3 protein-coding genes are annotated in these 3,237 nt (G+C 63.2%); 2 read left to right on the forward strand and 1 reads right to left on the reverse strand.

Features of this window, described 5'->3' with window-relative positions; genetic code table 11:
- A partial coding sequence (gene ispD / locus EN893_RS25585; RefSeq protein WP_128361869.1) for a 2-C-methyl-D-erythritol 4-phosphate cytidylyltransferase occupies positions 1-929 on the reverse strand: 929 nt, incomplete at its 3' end.
- A 244-nt stretch (positions 930-1,173) separates the two neighbouring features.
- On the opposite strand from ispD, the gene dusB reads away from it, so the two are divergent.
- Both dusB and EN893_RS25595 read left to right on the forward strand, forming a co-directional pair.
- Positions 1,174-2,202, forward strand: coding sequence for a tRNA dihydrouridine synthase DusB (gene dusB / locus EN893_RS25590; RefSeq protein ID WP_127267302.1), 1,029 nt, complete (start codon positions 1,174-1,176; stop codon positions 2,200-2,202).
- Positions 2,199-3,237 (forward strand): nitrogen regulation protein NR(II) (locus EN893_RS25595; protein ID WP_164901095.1); only part of this gene is annotated, 1,039 nt, incomplete at its 3' end. The genes dusB and EN893_RS25595, both read left to right, overlap by 4 nt.

The following is a 3,237-nucleotide window of genomic DNA, read 5'->3' on the forward strand; positions in this document are numbered from 1 at the left end:
GGCGGGAAATGCGTGCCGATGTCGCCTGCGCCGCAAGTCGCCAGCAGCGCATCGGTCAAGGCGTGCAGACCGACATCGGCGTCGGAATGGCCGGACAGCTTCTTGTCGTGCGCTATGGCGACGCCACACAAAGTGACATGGTCTCCCGGTTCGAAGGCGTGGACGTCGTAGCCATTGCCGGTACGGATGTCGGGAAAGCGCACGCGTTCGCCGGAAAGCCGCTGGTCCGCCATCGCAATATCCCGTGCCCAGGTGAGTTTGACATTGTCCGGCGAGCCCGGAACGATCTTGACCGGAATATGCGCCCATTCGGCGATCGCGGCATCGTCGGTAAAATCCATTTTTCCCAGATGACGGGCTTTCTCGTGCGCGGCAAGAATGGGCCAGAACGGAAAGCCTTGTGGCGTTTGCGCCGCGTGAAGCCCGCTGCGCGATACGGTTTCGCCAACCACGCCGGAGGCCGATTCGCGCTTCAGCGTGTCGGCGACGGGCAAAGCGGGCAACGCGCCCTCGCGCTCGCCGATGGCGGCGATGGTGCGATCTATCAGGTCCGCATCGACAAACGGACGCACGGCGTCATGGATCAGGACCTGCGCCGGCGCGTGGCCTCTAAGGGCAAGCAGGCCGAGCCGAACGGATTCCTGCCTCGTCGCCCCGCCCATGATGGCGGTGACGCGCTCGGCATTGGCGCCCGCCGCCTGCCGGAACAACTCATGGTCATCGGCATGAATGGCGACGACGATCTCGCTCGTCCGCGGGTGGGCCAGAAAAATGTCCAGCGTGTGTGCAATGACGGCAAAGCCGCCAATGTGTTGATATTGCTTCGGTCCGTTGGCCTGTCCGGCGCGCGCACCACGGCCGGCCGCAACGATCACCACCGCGACCTTGCCATCCGCACCCGAAACGTGATTTTCACTTGCGTCAGTCATGCCTGTTTGGTCCTAGCGCACGATCCCGAAAAGTGTAATCGGTTTTCGGAAAGATCGTGCGCTAAGTATGAAATTCCAAAGCGTCTTTTGCGCGTCCTCGGCGACGCGCGGCGCTTTGGTCGCGGCCAAAGCCGAAGGCCGGCATTTTCCCAATTGCGCCTTAATGTGGCGTCATTCCGCGTTGCACATTGCGCCGGTTCTGGCTAGAGAATGTGCAACGAATGAAGATGCTTGGTTTTTGTGCATGGTTAACTTGACCAAATTGGCCGCGCCGCTCGATGTCGGTGGCGTGAGAATCCGCAATCGCGTGTTCCTCGCACCGATGTCGGGGATTACGGACGAGCCGTTCCGGCAGCGTGCCCACGCGCATGGAGCGGGCCTGGTCGTATCCGAAATGGTTGCCAGCGGCGAGCTTGCCAAGGGCAGGGCCGGTTTCAAGCTGCGCATACGCCACTCCGGCCTGCCCGTCCATATGGTTCAGCTGGCAGGCCGTGAGGCGATGCACATGGCCGAAGGTGCCAGAATCGCCGCCGGTGAGGGCGCCGACATCATCGACATCAACATGGGATGCCCGGCCAAGAAGGTTACCGGCGGTTATGCGGGTTCGGCATTGATGCTGGATCTCGACCACGCACTGTCGCTGATCGACGCCGTTGTCGGCGCGGTCGAGGTGCCGGTGACGGTCAAGATGCGGCTTGGCTGGGACGAAGGCGCGCTCAATGCGCCGATGCTCGCGCGCCGCGCCGAGCAGGCCGGTGTCAGCATGGTGACCGTGCACGGCCGCACGCGCTGCCAGTTCTACCAGGGCAAGGCCGACTGGCGCGCCATCGCCCGCGTCAAGGAAGCCGTGTCCATCCCGGTCGTCGCCAATGGTGACGTCTCTTCGCCGGCGGAAGCGGCCGACATTCTCGATCAATCGGGTGCCGACGCCGTGATGATCGGCCGTGCCCATTATGGCGCGCCCTGGATCGCAGGCGGCATTGCGGCCGCAGCGATCGGCGAGGCGACGCCAAACATGCCACGGGACTCGACGGCGGTCGCCGACTACATCGTGGCCCATTATGAGGACATGCTGGCGCTCTACGGCGCCGAAAGCGGCCTGCGCCAGGCGCGCAAACACCTTGGCTGGTATCTCGACCGGCATGCCGGCGGCGTCGCCGACGACAGCCGAAAGGCCATACTGACCGCATTCGAGCCCGCGCGCGTCATTGCCTTGCTGCGCGATGTGTTTTCGCGCGATCCGCAACCCTTGAACCTGCGGAGCGCCGCATGAACGCCGCCGCCGGCCAGGGCGCTGAAATGGCGGATGCCGCCCAGATCGTGCTCAACACCATCCGTCGCCCGGTGATCATGATCAGCGAGGAAGGTTTCATCACCTATGCCAACGCCGACGCGGAAGATTTCTTTCGCTCGAGTGCAAACATGCTCGCCCGCAACACGCTGTCAAAACTCATTCCCTTCGGCAGCCCGCTGCTGACGCTGGTCGATCAGGTGCGCGAGCGTCGGGCTCCGGTCAACGAGTATCGGGTCGACGTGTCGTCGCCGCGTCTCGGCATCGAAAAGGTCGTCGATCTCTACGTCGCGCCGGTGCCGGAATATCCGGGCTCCGTCGTGGTGATGTTCCAGGAACGGTCGATGGCCGACAAGATCGACCGGCAGATGACGCATCGGGGTGCCGCACGTTCGGTGACCGGTCTGGCGGCAATGCTTGCCCATGAGATCAAGAACCCGCTCTCCGGCATCCGCGGCGCTGCCCAGCTTCTCGAACTGTCGGCTTCCGACGAAGACCGCGCGCTGACGCGGCTGATCACCGACGAGACGGACCGCATCGTATCGCTGGTCGATCGCATGGAGGTGTTTTCCGACGAGCGGCCGATCGATCGCTATCCCGTCAATATCCATGTCGTGCTCGACCATGTGAAGGCGATTGCCAAGAATGGTTTTGCCAAGAAAATCAAGATAATGGAGGATTATGATCCTTCATTGCCTCCGGTGTTTGCCAACCGCGATCAACTCATCCAGGTGTTCCTCAACCTGGTCAAGAACGCTGCCGAGGCGATCGGCAGCGACCCGCAGGGCGAGATCGTGCTGTCGACCGCCTTCCGGCCGGGCATCCGTGTTTCCGTTCCGGGCACGCAGGACCGCGTGTCGCTGCCGCTGGAATTCTGCGTGCGCGACAATGGCTCCGGCGTCTCCGAAGACATCCTGCCGATCCTGTTCGACCCGTTCATCACCACCAAGCCGAACGGCTCCGGGTTGGGTCTTGCGCTGGTCGCCAAGATCGTCGGCGAGCATGGCGGCATCATCG

It is taken from the genome of Mesorhizobium sp. M7A.F.Ca.CA.004.04.2.1, assembly GCF_004022825.1.
Taxonomy (GTDB): Bacteria; Pseudomonadota; Alphaproteobacteria; order Rhizobiales; family Rhizobiaceae; genus Mesorhizobium.